Origin of the sequence: Actinacidiphila polyblastidii (assembly GCF_036353415.1) — a bacterium.
In the GTDB taxonomy this organism is placed as follows: domain Bacteria; phylum Actinomycetota; class Actinomycetes; order Streptomycetales; family Streptomycetaceae; genus Actinacidiphila; species Actinacidiphila polyblastidii.
The window spans coordinates 28,859-47,997 of record NZ_JAZEWV010000012.1; the positions used below are offsets into that span (position 1 = coordinate 28,859).

Consider the following 19,139-nt stretch of genomic DNA (forward strand, 5'->3'; position numbering starts at 1 on the left):
GGAGGAACCCCCCATGGGAGCCTGTGATCTCCCCCTGATGTCGACGGTGTGCGACACCATCGGCGGCGTCGTCTCCAGCACCGGCCAGGCCGTCACTGACGGCATCGGCGCCTGGCTGGCGAAATCCGCAGGCGATCTGGCCGCCAGCGCCGCCGACCTCGCCGCCCGCGCGGTCAACGAGACCACCGCCATCGACCTGAACGCCCCCTGGTTCCGCGACAACTACGAGCTGCTGCTGCCGATCGGCCTGGTCCTGACGGTGGGCACGTTCTGCCTGCAGCTGATGTTCGCCGCCTGGCGCCGCGACGAACGCGCCTTGGCGCAGGCCGCGATCGGCACGATGGTGGGCGTCCTGTTCTCCTTCTGCGCCGTCGCCTTCACCTCCGTTGCGATCACGGTGGTCGACGCCCTGTCCGACGGCCTCTTCCAGGCCGCGCACACCTCCATCGCCGACGCCATCCGCCGCGTGGTCGAAGTCAACGAACTCGGGATGATGTTCGGCCTGGGCTGGGGCGTGCCCGCCCTGGTCGCCTTCGGCATGGCCATCGGGGCGTTCATGTACTGGGGCGTCATGGTCGCCCGCAAGGTCGGCGTGCTCATCCTGGTCGCCCTCGCGGTCTTCGCTGGATCCGGCGGCGGCTGGGAGGTCGCCAAGCGCTGGCGGCGCGGCTGGATCGAGGCCACCGCCACCCTCGTCGTGAGCAAGCTGCTGATGACCGTGGTGTTCCTGATCGGCGTCTCGGCGATGGGCAAGTCCGATCCGGCCGACGGTCTCGGCGCGCTGTCGGATGCGATGGCCGGCCTGGTCGTGATGGTCCTGGTGCTGCTGTGCCCGTACGCCACGTACAAGTTCGTGCACTGGGCGTCCGACGGCGGCGGCCACGACGACCTACACCGCAGCGGCATCGCGGGAATGGCGGTCGCCGCTGGCGCCGCCAAGACCGCAGGCAGCCTCGCCATGCGCGCCGGCACCGGAGCACCCGCGCCACAAGGCCCCAGCCAGGTACCCGGTGCAGGCGCCGACGGCGTCGCTTCCGGTATCGACCCTGCCGGGTCCCACCTCAGCAAGGAAGGCATCGACGGCACGCCGAGTCCGAGGACCTCCTTCCGCTATGGCGAGGACGACAACGCCACCGGCGACAAGGGCCGCGCCCTCATCCAGCGCCCCGGCATCCCCCCGCTGATCAACCGGCCTTCGCCCGGTGACACAGGCGGCTCCGAAGCGGGCACCTCCGGAGCAGCAGTTCCAGCTCCTGCCCGCTCCGGAACCGAACCTCTGCCGAAGCCCTCCGGCGGACCGCCGGGCGACGGATCGCAGAGCCCGACGCGCTGGGTCTTCCCCGACCAGCCGCCCGCCGGATCCTGACCGGCCCCCACCCGGGGCGGGCTGCCTGGCGCAGCCCGCCCCCTCCCTCCTTACGCCCGGCAGGGATTCCCACCGTGAGAACGAGAAGAGCCCCGTCCCACCCGCCCGCTTCCGCCCGTATCTACCCTCTGGACCCGCCATGCCTGACAACCGCATTCCTGACGGCGCCCCGGCCACCGTGAAGTTCCCGCACCGCAGCCGCCGGGGCATCCTGCTCGGCCTGACCGCTCCGCAACTGATCGTCGTCACCCTCACCGGTCTGCTGCTCCTGGCCGTCATACTCACCCGGGGCGTGGTCGGCGCACTGGAACTCATCCCGCTGTGGGCCGCGATCCTGCTGCTGGTCTTCGTCCGCTCCCGGGGCCGGTCGCTCGCCGACTGGACACCGATCGTCGCCCGCTACACCCTGCGCCGCGCCCAGGGCCAGCTCGTCTGGCTCGCCCGCCCGTCGCGCCGACCGATCCGCGAGGGGCTGCTTCATCTGCCCGGTACCGCCGCTTCGCTGCGGGTGGTCACCGCGCCCGACCGCCGGTACGGCGCCGTCCACCACCCGGGCACCGGCACCCTGACCGCAGTGGTCAAGGTGTCCTCCCGCGCCTACGCGCTGCTCGACCCGGGCACACAGAACGCGAACGTGTCCGGCTGGGGACGCGCTCTGGCGGCGCTGGCGCGGACGGGGCAGGTCGCCCGGATCCAGGTGGTCGAGCGCACCGTCCCCGACTCCGGGGACGCGCTGCGCCGGTACTGGGAGGAGCACGGCAACCCCAACGCCCCGCTCGCAGGGCAGGTCTACAGCGAGCTGATCGCGTCCGCGGGCCCGGCCGCGGCACCGCACGAGGCATACGTCGCCGTGTCGCTGGACGCCAAGGGCGCGCGACGGCTGATCAACCAGGCCGGCGGTGGCCTGACCGGTGCTTTCTCCGTGCTGGCGCAGCTCACCTCCACCTTCGACCAGGCCGCGCGTACCGCCGGCCTCAATCCCTCGGGCTGGCTCACCGCCACGGAGATCGCCGCCGTGGTGCGGACCGCCTACGACCCGAGGGTCCTTGCGGCGCTGGACCGCTGGTCGGACTCCGGCCGCCCGGCGGCCGACCCCGCTGCCGCAGGTCCGGTCGTGGTGGTGGAGAAGGCCGACCACATCGCCACCGACACGGCCTTCCACACCACCTACTGGATCGAGAACTGGCCCCGGATCGAGACCAGCGCGGGCTTCCTGCACCAGCTCCTGTTCACCGCCGGGGTCCGCCGCACCCTGTCGCTGTCGTACGAGCCGAAGGGACTGGACGCCGCGCTGCGCGACGTCCAGCGCAAGAAAGCCTCGGTGATCGCGGACGCCGCCGAGCGGGCCCGGCGCGGCCAGGTCGACTCCGAAGCCGACTCGATCGAGTACCAGGACATCAAGACGCGTGAGCGCCAGCTCATCGCCGGGCACGCCGACGTCGCCCTGACCGGCCTGCTGACCGTCAGCGCGGACACCGAGGACGAACTGCGCTCCGCGTGCGCGGTCGTGGAGACCGCGGCGGTCGGCGCGCAGCTCGATCTGCGGGTTCTGAGCTGGCAGCAGGCCGAGGCGTTCACCGCCGCCGCCCTGCCGCTCGCCCTGTCCGCCTGATGCCGGCCCCACCCCTTCCCGCCGAAAGAGCACCCCCATGTCCCGCACCGCCAGCACGCCGACCGCGCAGGACTTCGTGCCCTTCGCCACCGCCGCCCTCGACTTCCACCGCGCCCTCAACCTCCCAGCCGGCCCGCTCGCCGCCCCCCGGGCGGAACTCGACGCGCTGCACGAGCACCTGGTCGCCGTCTACGAACTGCTCGACGCCCATACCCTGCGCACCGGCTCACTCTTGCCGGTCGAGGGCGACTGCCTGAGCGCCGCGCGCACCCGGATCTGGCAGGCCGCCGACCACCTGCACGCCGCCTACCACGCAGCCCCCCGGCCGGACTCCGGAGAAGTTCCCGACCGCGAGGCATGCCGAGCCGGGCTGCCCGAAGGCGCTCCCGAGCTGACCATCTGCCACCGGCACCAGCTCGCCGCCCGGCTGGTCCGCCGCCGCAGCACCCCGGCCGACCTGCACGCACCGTTCACCGGCCTCATCCGCCACTGAGTCCACCACCAGATCCGGAGACACGTTCATGCCCCGCACCCGCGCCAGCACCAGCCACCTCTTCGTGCCCCGCAAAGCCTCCCGCGCCCAGCAGCGCGCCGCCCGCGCCGAGTTCGCCGAAGCCCGCCGCCAAGCCCACCGCGCCGAAACCCCTCCCAAGCGGCAGAACGAGGAGAGCCTCGATCCGGAGCTGCGGCCGACCTACCCACCCTCCGGGCGCCCCGGTCCGGCCTCGGCCCGCGGCGGGAAGCTCCGCCTGGCCGCCCACCGCATGACCACCGCCACCGTGAGCGGGGCCTACCCCTTCCTCGCCGAAGGCGGCCTCGGGGCGGAAGGGATCTTCATCGGCCGGGACGTCCACGCCGAAGCCGCCTTCTGCTACGACCCCTTCTCGCTGTACGCCAGCGGCCGGATCGAGGGCTTCACCAACCCAAACATGGTGCTCGCCGGGATCATCGGCATGGGCAAGTCCGCTCTGGCCAAGTCGATCGCCACCCGGGCCATCGCCCACGGCTACAAGGTCTACGTGCCCTGCGACCCCAAGGGCGAATGGAGCCCCGTCGCCGAGGCGTTGGGCGGCTACACCATCGCCCTCGGCCCGGGACTGCCCGGCAGGTTGAATCCCCTGGACGCACCCGCCAAACCCGAGGCGGTCAGCGAGGCGGACTGGGCGACCGAGACCCGCAAGCGCCGGCTGCTCCTGCTGGCGGGCCTGGCCCGCACGGTTCTGGCGCGCGATCTGCTGCCGATGGAGCACACCGCGCTCGACCTCGCCCTCGACCTGGTCGTGGCTCAGGCCGAGGCGACCGGCACGGTGCCGCTGCTCGGCGAGATCGCCCACGTCCTCGGCTCACCCGAACGCCTCGACCACGCGCTCGGTGACCAAGCCGGACACATGGGAACCGCAGCCCAGGACCTCGCCCACGCCCTGCGCCGCCTCGTCCACGGAGACCTCAGCGGAATGTTCGACGCGCCCTCGACCGTGGCCTTCGACCCCGCCACACCGATGCTGTCCATCGACCTGTCCCGGCTCGGCGGCGCAGGCGACGACACAGCGCTGGTGCTGGCGATGACCTGCGCCTCGGCGTGGATGGAGGCCGCCCTCGCCGACCCTGACGGCGGCAGGCGCTGGGTCATCTACGACGAGGCGTGGCGTGTGATGCGGCACGTCGGCCTGCTGGAGCGGATGCAATCCCAGTGGAAGCTCTCCCGGGGCCTGGGTATCGCCAACCTGATGGTCATCCACCGCCTCAGCGACTTGCTCTCTGCGGGTGATGCCGGCTCACGCGGCCGGGTGCTGGCCGAGGGGCTGCTCGCCGACTGCTCCACCCGCATCATCTACCGCCAGGAACCCGATCAGCTCGCCGCCGCAGCTTCGCTGCTCGGTCTGACCGGCGTCGAGACCCAGGCCGTTTCCGCGCTGACCAAGGGCCGGGGCCTATGGAAAGTCGCAGGTAGGAGCTTCATCACGCAGCACCTGCTCCACCCCGCGGAGCGGCAGTTGTTCGACACCGACGCCCGGATGCGCTGAACCCCGACCCGCAGCAGAAGGAGCCAACCCGTGTTTCCTCACCCGGACTTCGAACTCTACGACAACACCGGACGGACCACCGAGCAGATCAACTCCGCCCGTACTGGCGTGCCGACGAGCCAGGACCTGCGCCGCTGGTCGGTCAAGGAGGGCTCTGTACCTGACACGGTCGGGCCGGCCATCACCGCCTGGACCGACCGCCTCCACAATGCTGAGCCCGGTGAGGTCGCCCAACTGATCCTCCTGGCCACGACTGACCCGAACGGTATCCTCCCCCGGCTGCACGAGTTCCTCGAAGCCGCCGCAGACAAGCTCCAGCAGGCCGGCGCCGGCGAAGCCGCCGCCCACATGACCGGCATCGTCACCCGCCTCGGCGAACTCGACCAAGACCTCTACGACACGGCCGTGGACGCCTGGGAGGACATCAACGCCGCGCAGCGCCGCACCGCAGCCACCAGCACTTCCCCCGCCGCCGGCTCCCGGCTCGCCAGCCCCGCACCGGCCTCGGAGCAAGAGCCCGCGGCGCCCCCTACTCCTCCCCGCTCGGACCACCGCAGTCGCTGAACCACAGATCAGGAGGAACTGGCCGTGACCTCGCCCCGCAGACGCCGCGCCGCCCGCTCCCACTCGCCCCCTTCTCCACGCCCGTATTGGACCCGTCATGCCCGTACCCGATCCGAACGCGCCCCTCCGCCACCCCGCGCCGTCCCGCTACGACCCCAGCGGGCTGCGGGCCTTCAGCGACGGTCTCGCCCGCCGGCTCCCCGGCTCCTGGTCCGCGGTCACCGAGGACTACTTCGCCTACAGCCCGGCCCACGCCGACGTGATGGACAGGCTGTGGGACACCGGCCCTGTCGAGTGGGCTCTGCAGGACTTCGTCCACGATGAGGCTGCACTGCTGAACGGCCCCGGCGGTGAAAACTTCGTCGTCCTCGCCCGCCCCCTTCACCGCGGTCAGTTTCTGGTGGCCGCCCTCGCACCGCCCGGCATCGACGGCGTGCTGCGCCCCATCCACACGCCCCACGGCATCGCCGTACCCGGCGACCCGGTCCGTGCAGCGGCTGACGTCGAACGCCGCCTGCTGCCCCGCTACCGGCACGCCGTCGAAGCAGCACGTCTCCCCGCGCTGCGCGAAGCACACCGCCTGGCTGAACAGGCCCTCGCCGACTGGGACGCCGTCTCGGACTCCCTCTGCGACGCGTCCGGCATGCCCCTGGACGAAGACGCCTACGGCATCCGGCAGGCCCAGCGCGACGCCGAAGCCTGGCAGCCCTTCGAGACGTTCCTCTTCCACGGCCCCGGCGCGATCGACCACGCCAAAGCCGCTCTGCCCGAGCTTCCGCTGCCTGCCTCCACCGCCGACCGGTGGAGCTACCAACCGTGCTCACTGACTGCTGCCTTGACCGAGGGCATGGCCATCCGCGACGAGTGGGAGTCCCGCTTGACCGCTGTGCTCGACCAGCGGACCGGCCCGGACCGCTGGGTCGCCTTCAACGACACCCTCGCCGAGCGCAACGCCGAGGGCTGGCACGCGATGACCGTCTTCATGGACCACGCCCCGGTGCTGCACGCCATCGCCGACGTCGAACGGGAGCGCGCCGAGTTCGCTGCTGTCCGGGTCGCCGCCGCACGGGCACGCTCCACCACCACGGTGCCCAGGTCCGGCTCCCGGCTGCCAACGCCCGCGCCATCCTCGCCGCCACCCGGGCCTCCGGCACGGCCGCACACCCCTGGCCGCTGACTTCCCCTCACGTCCGCTCCCTTCGCCACGAAAGCCGAACCGCCATGCCCTCTCACCTTGAACACCCCCTCAGCAGCCCGATCCGCGCTGAGAGCCGTATCACCGGATCCCGGACGGGCCAAATCGTCGATCCGCCGGATCCTCGACTTCGCCCCATCCCCTCGCAGGCTTCCCGCGCGGCGCGGCTCGGCGTCTCGCCGTACCGCCGGGCGCGACCGACAGAAAGGAGGCGCCGACATGCAGCCTGATCAGATCGCGGTCACGATCACCCGGCAGGGAACCCGGGTCACCGCCCGCACCAGTGGCCCGCCCGCCCAGGGAAACGCCGCGGACGCCCTCGGCGCGGAGCACGGGTACGCCTACCTGACCGGCCCGCTGCGGCGGCGCGGCCTGGTAGTCACCGTGGAGTACGGGCTCAGCGACTACATCGTCCACGCCGAACTCCCCGACGGCAGCGCCCTGATCATCTCCCCGCCCCAGGAACCGCCCGCCGACCACCCGCCGGGCCACCCGAAGAGCTGGCTGGTCACCCGAAGCCACCCGTACGACTCCACCGTGCACGAAGTGCTCTACAACTCCGAGCCCGGCGGGCCGCACGCCTGGAACGCCGGCGGCACCGCCCCGCTCCTGGCCGCCATCGACGTCCGCTTGGATCAGCTCGCCCTGCACTCGCCCACGCCGCCTGTCGCGCTCGAACCGTTCAACGGCGCCGACGCTGTGCTCCACCGCGCCGGTTTCGTCTCCGAAGTGACCCACCGCGGACGCTTCCACTACCTGCCCTTCGGGATGACCGACCCGGTCGAGCAGCGCCGCGCGGTGACCAGGGCCGTGGACATGCTGGGCACCGAGGGCTTCGCCTACGCCGTCGAGGCCGACCTGCTCGACAACAGCCTCCCGGTCCCCGCCGACAACGGGATGAGCCTCGGCGACCGTCTCGCTCACCTCACCCAGTCCCTGTCCCGGGCCGGTCACACCAGCCAGGCCGTCGCGGCGCTCAGCGAACTGACCGCGCCCGGCGACGGAGTCCTGGACCGCCTCACCGAAGTCCTCGACGCTACGGCCGACTGGTGGGAAGGGCTCGGCGAGGCCGCCGATCCCCTCTACGCCGACCGGCTGCGCCGCATCAACCATCACATCAGCGTCTCCGTGCTGGAGATCAAGAACCTGCGCGACACCCTGGCCGACCGCCACACCGCCCATCCCTGGCACGCCCAGCCCGAATCGATCACCCCACCCGAACGCCAAGTGGCCGCAGCCCTGGCGTTCTCGCCAACCGCCCAGCAGAACCGCCCGGCACCGCTGCCGGCGCGCACCGCCACCACGGCCGCCCCGCCCACAGCCCGGCCCGCGCGAACGCGCTGACCGCGTCACCCAACTGTCACCACCGCCTCCCACCTGGAGGAACACCCCCTCATGATCCGCACCCGCAGATCGTCCGCCCTCACTGGCCCAACCGTCGCTGCTCGACCCGAACGGATCTGCCATGCCTCCTTCCGAAAACTCCCTCCCCGATATTGCAGTCGGCCGCCACCCCGACTTCGGCATCGTCGCCACCAACCCCAAGCGCCTCGCCGCGAGCGCCTGGATGCTCCGCGGCTTCGACTTCCACCCCGTCCCCGGCCACCGCGACCTGTACGCACTGGGCGATCAGCAGCGCGACGGACCGGGCCGTGCCACCCGCGCCGTCGACCTCCTGCGCCGGGCCAACTACCGGGTTCAGGTCGACGCCGAGTTCGACACCATTCCCGAAGCCCCGGCGCCGGCCGCCGCCGCCGCCATAGCGCAGCGCATCGAGCCCGACGTCGCGTTCGCCGACCACCCCCGGCTCGGCATCGTCGCCGCCACCACCGACGGCGCAGTCGCCGGCGGGCAGCTCCTCGAAGAACACGGCTGGCGGCGCCACCCCGACCTGGACATCTACACGCTGCCGCCTGCCACCGGCCGCGACCAGGCGCTCAGCCAGGTGGCCCAGGTAACCGCGGCGATGCACCGCGCTGACCTCCAGGTGGCCGTGCAGCCCGCTCTCGCCCGGGATGTCACCACGCGGCGTCCGCCCGCGCCGACCAGGTCGGCTCCCCGGGAGCGCAGCCCGGACGCGAGCGCGCGCAGGTTGCCGTCCCTGAGTGCTGCCGCGCTGGCTGCCAGTCCCGCCCGCGCCGGACAGCCCGCCACGCCCCCGGTCCCCGCACCCGCCGCCCCTGCTCCGGTCTCCCAGCCGGTGGACCCGCGCGTGGCGTTCTCCCGCACACGCTGAGACCCCAACCCCTGCGAAGGAACAGTTCCCATGGCCGTTGTTGGTACTCCCGGCTATCAGAACGTGCGGAAAGGCGAGGTCAGGCAACTGCGGGGCGGTGAGGCCCGCCCCGGAGCACGTCGGCAGTCATTGCCCATCGTTCCTGGTCCAGCCACGCACCGTTGATGCGCTAAAAGCTCCGGGCCCGCCTCACCTTCGCCCAACACCCCACCGGCTTTCCCGCCACCACCGATAGGAGATCCGCCGTGCCCGAAGCACCAGGAGAACCGTTCATTCCGATCCGGCACGCCATCACCGGCGAGGTCACCACCACCGGCTACAACGCCGCCGCCCGGCGAATCCTGCTCCAGGACGGCTTCGAAGAGACGCCCGGCTGCGCCTGCCGAGCGACGGAACCCGGTCCGCAGCAGACGCACGGGCCTGCTCGCCGGCCGACGAGCTGCTCGTCGCCAGCCACCTCCTGCCCCTGGACCGAACCCCTGGTCGGCCGGTGAGCGCCGACGGTACGCCCCGGTTGGCCCGGTCGCCGATGTCGGCAGTCCGTGAACCGCTCCGGGACCGGCCAGCCCCTCCATCCCACGCCAACCCCGCTCGCCCCCTACCTGTTGAAGGAGCCTCGTTGTGACCACACCCGCACCGCCCAGTCCAGCGCGCACCAAGGGCGGCGAACTACGGGCCAAGGTGGCCCGACTGCTGGCCGACCGGCCGGCAGATGCGCTCACCATCGGGGACATGACCCGGCAACTGGGCCACTCCCACGGCGCCGTCCGCAACGCCGCCCACACCCTGGTGCGACGCGGCGAGGCCGACCAAAGCGGAACCGGACAACCGGAGTTCCGCGCGAACGCGAAAACCGCCGCAGCAGCGCAGACCGCTGTGATCAGCCCACCGGGCACCCACGCTCCCCGCGTCCAGGCGGCCACGGCCCGCACGACCATTCCCGCCGCAGCCACGCCGAAGCAGACCGGCCCGATCCGACGCTCGGGGGGCCAGCTCTACCACCCGAGGGAGCTGGCCGATCTGCCCGACGTCGAGGCGCTGAACCGCCTGCGCGACGCCGACGTGCCGGTGCTGCTCTACGGCCCTCCGGGCACCGGCAAGACGAGTTTGGTTGAGGCGGCGTTCCCGGACCTGCTCACCGTCGCCGGTGACGGCGACACCACGGTCGGCGACCTGATCGGCGAGTACACGCAAGGAGACAGCGGAGGTTACGTCTTCCAGTACGGTCCGCTGGTCACCGCGATGACCGAGAGCCGCGCCCTGCTGATCGACGATGCCACCTTGATCTCACCGAAGGTCCTGGCGGCGCTGTATCCCGCGATGGACGGGCGCAGGCAGATCCAGGTCAAGGCCCACAAGGGCGAGACCATCAAGGCCGAGCCGGGCTTCTACGTGGTGGCGGGCCACAATCCCGGCGTCCACGGGGCCGTGTTGACCGAGGCGCTGTCGTCCCGGTTCAGCGTGCAGATCCAGATCGGCACGGACTATGACCTCGCCCTGGCCTTGAGGATCGACGCCCGGGTCGTCCGGGTCGCCCGACACCTCGCCCGCCAGGTCGAACTGGGTGAGCTGGGCTGGGCCCCCCAACTGCGGGAGCTGCTCAGCTATCAGAAGACCGAGGCCGTCCTGGGCACCAAGGCCGCGCTCGCGAACCTGGTCGGCATCGCTCCTGTGGAGGACCGCGACGCCGTCGCCGCCGCTGTCATCAAGGCTGCCGGCGTCAGGGAGGTCGCGCCCCTCACCCTCGGCAAGCAGCTTCCCGCCTCGGCCGTCCGGCAGCCCCCGGGCAGCACCGGCTCCGCACAGCCGGGCCGCGCGCGATGAGCGCCCACCACCACGTCCAGTCCCCCGTCGTCACGCCGGACGTCGACGCCGATCTCGCGCGCTGGGACGACGACGGCGCCCCGCCCGCGCAGCCCCGTTCCTCCCCGGCCGCGTGGCTGCGCGTGGGTGCCGAACTCGGCGACCGGCTGGTCACGCTCTCCGGCCGCCAGGACCTCCTCGTCACCTGCCGTCCCGGCACGCGCAGCGGCGCACCGGCCGCGTTCTTCCCCACGCTGGGCGAGGTCGAGTTCGACGCCCGGCTGTTCGCCCCGCTCCAGCCCCATGAGGTCCATCCGCGGATCGTGGGCGACGAGGAGCGGTATCCCGCCGCCTGGGGAGTGTTCGTCCACGAGGCCGCGCACGCGGCCCACTCCGTCTGGAGGGAATCTGCCGGAGCGGACCCCCGTGTCGTGGAGGCCGCGCTCCTGCTGGAGGAGAGCCGTGTCGAAGGCGCACACCTGATCACGCGGCCCACGGACCGCACGTACCTGCGCACCAGTGCCCGCACCCTGGTCATGCCCGACATCGCCCGCCCCACCCTTCAGGGCATCGAGCACGCCGCTGGCGTGGCGGCCCTGGTCCTGGGCCGCCGTGACGTGGGCATCCTGGATGCCGGCGAGACCCGGGCGGTCGCTGATCTGTGCGAACAGGTGCTGGGCGCGGACCTGCTGGCCACCCTCACCCGTATCTGGAGCGCAGCCCACCAGTGTGCCGACCACGACGCCGAGAGCATGCTCGCGCACGCTCAAGATTGGTGCGACGCTCTGGACGCCGCTGCCCCCGCTCTGCCCGTGCCGGAGAACCTCACCGATCTGCTGTCCGGCGCCGTGGCCATCGTCATGGACAGCACGGCTGCCACCGACGCGGCCGACCTTGCGGCACAGGCCGCAGCGGTCAACGCCATGGCCGCGCAGTCCAAGGCGCAGGCTCAGGACCGAGCCCAGCGGGCCGGCCAGCGACGCCAAGCCGCTGCCACCGCCAAGTCGGTCTTCAACACCCGTGGCGCCACTGTCGACCCCGACGGCGCACCGGCACCGTACGGCAACCCGGTCACCGGCAGCCGCCGGCCCACCGCCGCCGAGCACAGTGCCGCCGCGCGCCTGAGCCGCGCCCTGCGGGCCGCCGCCTACCGCGAGCGGACCGAGGAGCGGACCACCAGCCCCACCCCGCCCGGCCGCCTCAATATGCGCGCGGCTCTCGCCCGCGACGCTCAGCGCGCGGCCGGGTCGGTCCCTACCGCGGAACCGTTCACCCACACCCGCCGCCGCAGCTCGCCCACCCCAGCGCTGCGTGTGGGGATCGCCGTTGATGTCTCCGGTTCCATGCGTGTCGCCTGCGGGCCCGTGGCGTCCGCTGCCTGGATCGTGGCACGCGCAGCGACCCTGACCGACCCCGACTCCCTTACCGCCACCGTCGCTTACGACACGCACCTGACCGCCTTGACCCGGCCCACCCACCGGGCACCGGAGCGTGTGACAACGTTCGGCGCCAACGGCAGCAGTCACAACCTCGCCGATGCCCTGGACGCGCTCGACCACGGCCTCGAACTCAGCCGCCCCGGGGCCGGCCGCCTCCTCGTGATCGTCACCGACGCCGTCTACACCCCTGACGAGACCGCTCAAGCCGTCACCCGTGTCAAGCAGCTCACGACCGCCGGCTGCGCCGTGCTCCAGCTCACCGTCACCGCGGCGTCCCGCCACTTGCCGGGGACCACCTTGCTGCACCTGACCCAGCCCTCCAGCGCTCCCGCCGCCATCGCCGCGGCGGCAACAAACGCCATTCGCAGGACCCGCTGAGACGACGCAGAAGGCGGAAGCGTCCCCGAGACCACCGCCTAGCAGTCCAGACCACCTCCGAACGCCGCATGAATCGTGCATCTGATGCACGACCCTCCGCAACGACGCAGGCCACCACCCCAACCGCCAACGAAAGGCACTCGATATGAAGTCCCAGACCAGCAATCCGACCTCGAACGTAACGCCCATCAAACGGAATTCCCCGGGGGTGGCGACCATCTGGCAGATCGCCCACTCCTGCGGACATATCGCCGAGCGGGACCTCGGAGACCGGCGGGCCGACGAGCGCGCAGGGTTCGCCCACTGGCTGACCGAGCGCCCGTGCACCGAATGCTGGAAAGACGCCCATCAGAGCGACGCCGCGAGCACGCGGGAGTGGCTGAAGAACAAGCGCGCCGAGGAGCAGGCGGAGTCCGAAGCCTGGTCGGCGCAGTACGCGATGCCCCCTTTGGAGGGTACCGAGCGCGCGGTGGCCTGGGGTGTCCGCTGCCGGCACCAGGTCCTGGCCGCCGCCTACGCCGCCCTCGTCGTGGAGGGCGGCACCGCCGAGACTGAATGGGAGGCGATGGAGGACAAGGCGCGGACCGTCACCCGTGCGGGGTGGTGGATTGATCAGCGGTCCTCCGAGCCCGGTGATCTGGCCGAGCTGCTCGACGCCGCCACCGAGGCCGATCGGCCGACCGAGAACCCGTACTTCTGACCTGCCTGGTGCCCGCCCTGGGGCGGGGCACCGCACCCTTCCTTGGCCCTGCTCACCGATGCGGATCTGTCATGCCCGATTACCCCCTGCGCTGCGACGTGCGGCGCACCGAAAGCACCACTGAGCTGCTCGCCCAACTGCACGGCAGTGAACCCGGCTTCCAGCCGTACCTGCTCACCGCCTGGTCGCCCGAACTCACCTCTCAGGACGACATCTCCCTGCCGCTGCTGGCGGCGGTGCTCGACGAGCCGCTGGCCCTGCGCATACCTCGCACCGGCCACGTCCCGGCGCGGCGGCTGACGTGGCACTGCGCGATCCGCAACACCACCACGGTCGAGCTGGACGACGACGACTGGTTCGAGCTGACGCGCGAGGTCCTGGACGGCACCGGCATCGAACCGGACGACGACCCGGCCGCCTGCCGCTGGGTGGCGCTGCGCAACCAGGCCGGCGGCCTCGACATCGTCGCCACCGTCATCCGCCAGGACGGCCGCTGGGCCCGGCTGCACGGCGACACCGCCTTCGCCCGATCGGCCTGCGCGTACTTCGCCCACGACCACGGGCTCCACCCATCGGCATGACGAAGGCGTGGGCTTCTACCACCGGTTTCCGGACGGGCCAAATCGCGGATTCTGCGGATCCTCATCACCCGGAAGCCCAACCGGGGCTCCGCCCCTTCGCTCTCCTTCGAGGTCCATGCCGTGATCGCCCACCTTCAGCGCGCCAGCAACACCGCCGGTCTGCTCGGCTACCTCTACGGGCCGGGCGAGCGCGGCGACCAGAGCAACCCCCGTCTGGTGGGCGGTGACTGCCACGGCGCTCCGATCGACCTGCTCACCCACGCCGACACCCTGCCCTACCTCGCCCACGCACTGGACGCGCCCGTCGAGCGCCTCGGCACCCGCGCACCGGAGCGGCCGGTGTGGGTCTGCTCGGTCCGCTCCGACCCCCGCCACCGAGACCTGACCGACGCCCAATGGGCCGAGGTCGCCCGCCGAGTCGCGGCAGTCACCGTCGCACCCGGCGGCGATCCGGACGCCTGCCGATGGGTCGCCCTGCGCAACCAGCCCCGCCAGGTGCACGTGGTGGCGACCCTCGCCCGCGAGGACGGCAGCCTCCACAACGCCTACCGCGACGCCTTCCGCCTGCAGACCGAATGCCAGCGCATCGCCGCTGAACTCGGCCACCTGCTGGCCTCCCCACAACCCACGCCACCCGTACCGGAGAAGTCGATGCCCATCACCGTCACCATCGCCGCCGAGCCGAGCGGCAGCGTTGTCGCCCGCGGTGGCGACAGCCTCGCCAAGTCCCTGCTGATCCATGCCGGATTCGCCTACGCCTCCGACTGGCACGGCCCCCGCCACCGCCTGCCGACCTCCATGGGACGCGAGCAGCAGGCGGCCGTCGCCTCGCACGCCGCCGAGATGCTCCGCGCTGCCCGCTACGCCGTCGAACTCGACCCCGCTCTCGACACCGCTCCCGCCGACTCGCAGTCCCTCGGCGGGCAGCTCCTGGCGGTGACCGACCGGATCCAGGGTGCCCAGAGTGGCGCCGAGCTGGCCGAGGCTGTCGCCCCCCTGCTGCACGTCGAGCACGGCGTGGTGGAGCGGGTGAGGGAGGCGCTGGAGGCGGCCGGGGAGCAGGTCACCGATCTGGACGACGAGGCGTACCAGCTCGCCGACCGGTTCGGCTTCGCCTCCGAGTTCCTCACCGCCGCGCAGGGCGAACTCGTCGGTGCTGACGAGGAGTTGCGCCAGGTCGCCGTCCCGGCGCACGAGCAGGCAGCGGCGCGGTCGGCTGCGGTGCACGACGCCCGCAGCGCGGCGCTGTCCACCTCACCCGCCGCGATCCAGGCATCGGCCCCCCGGAACACCACCCCCTCCACCCCGTCTACGGTGGCACCCGCCGGTCCGGCGCGCGACTCTGCCCCTCGGGCCCGGTGACCGGCGATGCGCGTGATGCCCGCCTTCCGCCTCCGTTCCAACGGCCTAACGCCCTTGTACCTGATGCGGGCCGCCGACGCGTTGGCCAGCACCACCGCCACCTACGCCATCCCGCTGCTGGTGCTGATCACCACCGGCTCCGCCGCGCTGACCGGCCTGGCGTTCCTGCTGGAGTGGACGCCGCGCCTGGCAGCCTTCACCTTCGCCGGATCGCTGACCGACCGCTTCGGTGCCGCCCACGTCTTCCGCTTGACCAACTTCGTCCGCGCCACCGTGGTCGCCCTGGCCGCTGGCCTGCTGACCGCCCTGCCCAGCGCAGGGACCGCGACAACTACGGTTGTCCTCGCCTTCGGCGCAGCGTCTGGGCTGTTGGCGGAGACCTCTTTCGTCGCGGTGGAGACCCTCGCCGCAGAAGCGGGCCGCGATCTGGGCGACCAGGTGCACCGTGTGCAGGCCGCGCAAACTGGGATCGACCAGGGCGCTGTGCTCGTCGGACCGCTGCTTGGGGGCGTGCTGCTGCTGGCTGGACCGGGCGTGCTGCTGGCCGTGGTCGCGCTGCTGGCGATGACCGCAGCGGTCGCCACACCGGTCGCAGCCGCTGTCGCGGCGGACCACCGACGTGCGCCGAGCAGCCTGATCACCGGATGGCGGACCCTACGCCGAACTCCAGCACTGGCCTGGCTGATCGGCGGACTCGCCGCATCCAACCTGGCCAGCGGAGTGCTCCAGGCCGCCGCCCCGATCACCGTCATCCACCGCTTCCACTACTCCACCGCCTCCGTCGGCGCGGTGTGGAGCGCGGCGGCCGTCGCCTCCCTGCTCACCGTGATCGCCGCCCGCCGGGCCATTGACCGGTGGTCGGTGTGGCCGGTCGGCGCGGTGGCCGCCGCCGTGTCCACCGTCGCCTGCCTCGGCGTCGCCTTGGCCCCCGGCTTCGCCGCCTACACCGCTGCCGTCGCCGTCCTGATGGCCGCCGAAGGCGCACTGACCGTGGTCCTGCGCACCCTGCGGGCCCGGCTCATCCCGGCCACGGCGTTCGGCTCGACCCTGGCGGTCACGATCATCGTGGTACTGCTGCCGCTGCCGATCGCCGGAGCGTTGGTCGCAGCCGTGCCCGCCACTGGCCTTCCGCACCTGCTGCTGGCCTGCGCTGTCCTGCAGGGAGTGGTGCTCGCCGCGTGCTTCGGCGGCTTGCGCCGCCACCGCGTCGCGTGCGAACCACCGCCCGAGCGGGTCCTCGCGGCGCACCGCAGCAAGCCCGTCCAGCCGGTGGACGCGCCATGACCAGCGTCGTCCCCACTCCGACGCCACTTCCCCCCGCCCCTCTCCCCGTCCAACTCCCGCCCTTTGGAGGATTTCCCATGTCCCGATCCACCAGCCCGCTGCTCGTCGTCGTCGGCGGAACGGATCCGATTTATCGGGGGTATTGCCTGGAGCAGGCCGCCGCGGCGTACCCGATCGCGCTGATCGACACCAAGCCGCCGAGCTGGCAGCAGCATCTGGTCGTCGACCACGAGGTCGCCGACACCCACGACCCGGCCGCCGTCGTCGCCGCCGGCCTGGCCCTGGCCGAGCGGCACGCCATCGCGGGCATCGTCACGTGGGACGAATACTGCCTCGTCCCGACCGCGCAACTCGTCGCCCGCCTGGGTCTGCCCGGCAACACGGTGGAGTCGATGAACGCCGGCCGCAACAAGGCTGCCAGCCGGACCCTGTTCGCCGAGCGCGGCGTGCCCTCAGCCCTCTCGACCCGCGTCGACGCCCTGGAACAGGCCACGGCCGCCGCGCAGCGCACTGGCTTTCCGGTCGTCCTCAAGCCCGCGTCGCACGCGGCCAGCATCGGCGTGATCCGCGCCGACAGCCCCGAAGAGCTGCCCGACGCCTGGGAGTTTGCCGCAGCCGGCGCGGGCGAGCAGGGCCCGGAAGGCCACGGCGTGCTGGTCGAGGAGTACCTCGCCGGGCCGGAGATCAGCGTGGAGTGCGTGACAGTCGGCGGCCTGACGACCGCGGTCGCGGTCACCCGCAAGGAGGTTGGCTTCGCCCCGTACTTCGAGGAAGTGGGGCACACCGTCACCGCCGGCGACCCGCTCCTTCCGCACGTCGCCCCGACCGCCGCGCAGGCGGTGCGGGCGCTGGGGATCACCGACGGCGTGCAGCACGTAGAGATGCGCCTGACCGCCTCCGGCCCTCGGATCATCGAGGTCAACTCCCGTATCGGCGGGGACCTGATCGGCACGCTGGTGCGCCTGGCCACCGGCCTGGACCTGCCCCGCATCGCCGCCGACATCGCCTGCGGAAACGCTCCCTCACTCACCCCCAGCGCACACCGCACGGCCGCGATCAAGATCCTTTACCCCCCGGCCGACGGCACGCTCACCGCCCGGCACCTCGCGGTCGACCCCGGCCTGCAGCGTCCGTGGCTGCACCAGGTGGCCTGGCTGCACGAGGTCGGCGACCGCGTCGCCCTGCCGCCGCACGGCAACGCCAACGGGCGCATCGGGTTCCTCATCGTCACCGCCGACAGTCCCGCCACCGCCCGCGAGCGTCTGGCACTTCTCGCCGAGGACTTGACCGTGGCGGTCTCCCCGTGAACCGGGTGCCGGCCGCCCCCGGCATCAGACCGGACCGGACGCCCAGGTCCCGTTCCGCCGGGCGGGGAGCGCGCACCACCATGTGCTCACCGCCCGGCCCCCACCCGAGGAGCCCCCGTGCCCGACCATTACTCCAGCATCGGCGAAGCCGTCGGTGCGGCCATGGCGCACAACATCCGCCTCGCCCACGGCGAACCGACGAGCCCCGAACCCCCGTTGCAGGTGCGGCATCTTCCCCCTCCGTCAGCCGACCCGTACTCGGTGCCCGCAATGATCGCCCGGCTGACCGAGGACGCCACACCCCGAGAGGTCGCCGGAATCCTCGAAGAGATCAACGGCGCGCTGGTCGGGGCCCTCCCACAGCTCAGCGAACTCGTCGCCGCAGCCGCCGACTGGACCCGCCTGCGGCTGACCTTCGACGAGCCCCACCGCGAGCCGGTCTTCGAGACCTGGAGCCGGCTGGCCGCCGCCCACGTACTGCTCAGCGACGTCGAGGAGAACCTTCAGGCCGCGCAGGACCTCGTCACCTCCGTCCCCGGCGAGCTGCGCGACCCACGCTTCCTCGACCAGATCCCGGCCCTGCGGACCCACGAACTCCTTCACGACGTCCTCGGCCACGGCGCCGTTCCCGACGACGAACCGTCATCCGCTTCGGATCAGCAGCGCGCCGCGCGGTCCTCCTCACCGCACGCCTCCGCCCACGGCACTGCTCCGTCCGCTGCTGCTCCCGCCGGACCGCCGACCCCGCCACCGGCTTCGCCGCCGCGCAGCCGCTGAACCGCAGACAGGACACTCCGATGGCCCTTCCGACCCGGCTCAACCGCGCCGACCAGTACGGCACCGACGTGGAAATCTGGTACGAGCACGGCGTCTTCGCCGACGTCCGAACCGGGGCGCCGGACGCCGCCCACAGGATTTTGTGGGAGTACGGCTTCACCCTCGACCCCACCTGGCTGGGCCCCGACTGCCGCGTCCTGGCGCGCGATGACGGTTGGAGCGAGGACAAAGCCTGCGCGACCTGGGCAGCGCAGGCGCTGGCCCGCGCCGGGTTCACCGCGAACCTGGACCCGATGCTGCTCTCCCGGGACGCCCTGGCCGCAGACCACGCCCGTCACCTTCGCCGGCAGCGCGCCGCGACCCGCACCTCGCCGGCCGCCGGCGCTGGCCCTACGACGACCTCCGATCCCACCGCAGCCCGGCCGCCGTCCGCCTCGACCACCGTCCGCCGTAGCCGCTAGGAGTTCCGCCGTGACCAGCAGAAGAGCCCGCCGCCCCTCGACCTGGCCAT

18 protein-coding genes are annotated in these 19,139 nt (G+C 72.3%); all 18 read left to right on the top strand.

Features of this window, described 5'->3' with window-relative positions:
* The first annotated feature begins 13 nt into the window (after window positions 1–13).
* The 18 genes from V2S66_RS16740 (at window position 14) to V2S66_RS16825 (ending at window position 19,089) form a co-directional block, all read left to right on the top strand.
* The gene (locus V2S66_RS16740; RefSeq protein ID WP_330796226.1) at window positions 14–1,366 is read left to right on the top strand and encodes an SCO6881 family protein; all 1,353 of its coding nucleotides are present in this window, start codon (window positions 14–16) and stop codon (window positions 1,364–1,366) included.
* Between the two features lie 139 nt (window positions 1,367–1,505).
* Complete coding sequence (locus V2S66_RS16745; protein ID WP_330796228.1) at window positions 1,506–2,978, top strand: SCO6880 family protein; 1,473 nt, start codon at window positions 1,506–1,508, stop codon at window positions 2,976–2,978.
* 37 nt (window positions 2,979–3,015) lie between these two features.
* The gene (locus V2S66_RS16750) at window positions 3,016–3,471 is read left to right on the top strand and encodes a DUF6238 family protein (protein ID WP_330796230.1); all 456 of its coding nucleotides are present in this window, start codon (window positions 3,016–3,018) and stop codon (window positions 3,469–3,471) included.
* A gap of 28 nt (window positions 3,472–3,499) precedes the next feature.
* A complete protein-coding gene (locus V2S66_RS16755) occupies window positions 3,500–5,002 on the top strand; it encodes an ATP-binding protein (protein ID WP_330796232.1) in 1,503 nt (500 codons plus the stop codon).
* Window positions 5,003–5,032: 30 nt separating this feature from the next.
* The gene (locus V2S66_RS16760; protein ID WP_330796233.1) at window positions 5,033–5,566 is read left to right on the top strand and encodes a hypothetical protein; all 534 of its coding nucleotides are present in this window, start codon (window positions 5,033–5,035) and stop codon (window positions 5,564–5,566) included.
* A 97-nt stretch (window positions 5,567–5,663) separates the two neighbouring features.
* Window positions 5,664–6,743, top strand: coding sequence for a hypothetical protein (locus tag V2S66_RS16765; protein WP_330796235.1), 1,080 nt, complete (start codon window positions 5,664–5,666; stop codon window positions 6,741–6,743).
* Window positions 6,744–6,980: 237 nt separating this feature from the next.
* Window positions 6,981–8,105: a hypothetical protein gene (locus V2S66_RS16770; RefSeq protein ID WP_330796236.1), complete on the top strand. Its 1,125-nt coding sequence runs from the start codon at window positions 6,981–6,983 to the stop codon at window positions 8,103–8,105.
* 121 nt (window positions 8,106–8,226) lie between these two features.
* A complete protein-coding gene (locus tag V2S66_RS16775; RefSeq protein ID WP_330796238.1) occupies window positions 8,227–8,997 on the top strand; it encodes a hypothetical protein in 771 nt (256 codons plus the stop codon).
* A 272-nt stretch (window positions 8,998–9,269) separates the two neighbouring features.
* Entirely contained in the window at window positions 9,270–9,491 is a 222-nt protein-coding gene (locus tag V2S66_RS16780; RefSeq protein WP_330796478.1) for a hypothetical protein, read from the top strand.
* A gap of 187 nt (window positions 9,492–9,678) precedes the next feature.
* Window positions 9,679–10,821 carry an AAA family ATPase gene (locus tag V2S66_RS16785; RefSeq protein WP_330796479.1) on the top strand — a complete coding sequence of 381 codons (1,143 nt, stop codon included), beginning with the start codon at window positions 9,679–9,681 and terminating at the stop codon, window positions 10,819–10,821.
* Window positions 10,818–12,617, top strand: coding sequence for a vWA domain-containing protein (locus V2S66_RS16790; RefSeq protein ID WP_330796240.1), 1,800 nt, complete (start codon window positions 10,818–10,820; stop codon window positions 12,615–12,617). The genes V2S66_RS16785 and V2S66_RS16790 overlap by 4 nt, the downstream gene beginning before the upstream one ends.
* 145 nt (window positions 12,618–12,762) lie before the next feature.
* Window positions 12,763–13,317, top strand: a complete 555-nt coding sequence (locus V2S66_RS16795) for a hypothetical protein (RefSeq protein WP_330796242.1) — start codon at window positions 12,763–12,765, stop codon at window positions 13,315–13,317.
* A gap of 71 nt (window positions 13,318–13,388) precedes the next feature.
* Window positions 13,389–13,898 carry a hypothetical protein gene (locus tag V2S66_RS16800; RefSeq protein ID WP_330796243.1) on the top strand — a complete coding sequence of 170 codons (510 nt, stop codon included), beginning with the start codon at window positions 13,389–13,391 and terminating at the stop codon, window positions 13,896–13,898.
* Window positions 13,899–14,018: 120 nt separating this feature from the next.
* The gene (locus V2S66_RS16805; protein ID WP_330796245.1) at window positions 14,019–15,260 is read left to right on the top strand and encodes a hypothetical protein; all 1,242 of its coding nucleotides are present in this window, start codon (window positions 14,019–14,021) and stop codon (window positions 15,258–15,260) included.
* A gap of 15 nt (window positions 15,261–15,275) precedes the next feature.
* Window positions 15,276–16,544, top strand: coding sequence for an MFS transporter (locus V2S66_RS16810; RefSeq protein ID WP_330796247.1), 1,269 nt, complete (start codon window positions 15,276–15,278; stop codon window positions 16,542–16,544).
* Window positions 16,545–16,621: 77 nt separating this feature from the next.
* A complete protein-coding gene (locus V2S66_RS16815; RefSeq protein WP_330796248.1) occupies window positions 16,622–17,851 on the top strand; it encodes an ATP-grasp domain-containing protein in 1,230 nt (409 codons plus the stop codon).
* 117 nt (window positions 17,852–17,968) lie between these two features.
* Window positions 17,969–18,628: a hypothetical protein gene (locus tag V2S66_RS16820; RefSeq protein WP_330796250.1), complete on the top strand. Its 660-nt coding sequence runs from the start codon at window positions 17,969–17,971 to the stop codon at window positions 18,626–18,628.
* Window positions 18,629–18,648: 20 nt separating this feature from the next.
* Entirely contained in the window at window positions 18,649–19,089 is a 441-nt protein-coding gene (locus tag V2S66_RS16825; RefSeq protein WP_330796252.1) for a hypothetical protein, read from the top strand.
* The last annotated feature ends 50 nt before the right edge of the window (window positions 19,090–19,139 follow it).